The organism is Photobacterium andalusiense, from assembly GCF_900185625.1.
GTDB classification, from domain to species: domain Bacteria; phylum Pseudomonadota; class Gammaproteobacteria; order Enterobacterales; family Vibrionaceae; genus Photobacterium; species Photobacterium aquimaris.
Genome location: NZ_FYAJ01000044.1, coordinates 1 through 887, shown reverse-complemented (window position 1 = coordinate 887; position 887 = coordinate 1). Strand labels below are relative to the sequence as shown.

Sequence of the window (887 nt, the reverse complement as noted above, 5' to 3'; positions counted from 1 at the left end):
CTCTAAAGGGTTGTTGAAGACTACAACGTTGATAGGTCAGGTGTGTAAGTGCTGTGAGGCATTGAGCTAACTGATACTAATTGCCCGTGAGGCTTAACCATACAACACCCAAGGGGTTTTTCTTCTCAAAAGAGAAGAGACGGACTCTACAAACGCTTGAATGAGTGTGAGAACAACTAGTTAGATTTTCCCAGATTGTTATTTATTGCCTAAAGGCGATAAATAAACCGAATTTGCTTGGCGACCATAGCGTTATGGACCCACCTGATCCCATGCCGAACTCAGTAGTGAAACGTAATAGCGCCGATGGTAGTGTGGGGTCTCCCCATGTGAGAGTAGGACATCGCCAGGCTTCAAATTATGAGAGCCCGTTCAATGAACGGGCTTTTATTTCGCTCTCACTGATTGAAATGTGAGCGACGTCAATAGAGAGTTTTTACTTTTTAATCAATTGATAAAAAAGATGAAAATTTTGTCTTGACTGAATATCAGAAAAGCGTATTATACGCCACCTGACTTGCTGAAGCGTAAAGCGCTAAGGCATTGAAAGTCAACGTTCTTTAACAATTTGACCATGCAATCTGTGTGGGCACTCGTTGAATAGTTAAGTCGAAAGATTTATCAATGAACTGAGTGACCAATACAAATAACTACGGTTATTTGGCACAGTCAATTCATTATCGTTCTGTTGGAACGATAATAGCTTTAAAATTACATTAGTAGTTTTGAAGTCAGTATTCATTGAGCCGTTTCGAAAGAAACAACAAAACTTTAATTGAAGAGTTTGATCATGGCTCAGATTGAACGCTGGCGGCAGGCCTAACACATGCAAGTCGAGCGGTAACAGATTGATAGCTTGCTATCAATGCTGACGAGCGGCGGACGGG

Annotated in this window: 3 rRNA genes; all 3 read left to right on the top strand. The window is 41.4% G+C overall.

What is annotated here, in order from left to right:
• Positions 1–101 (top strand): 23S ribosomal RNA (locus tag PAND9192_RS20345); the annotation flags it as partial.
• Between the two features lie 135 nt (positions 102–236).
• A 5S ribosomal RNA gene (gene rrf / locus PAND9192_RS20340) occupies positions 237–352 on the top strand.
• 420 nt (positions 353–772) lie between these two features.
• Positions 773–887, top strand: a 16S ribosomal RNA gene (locus PAND9192_RS20335); the annotation flags it as partial.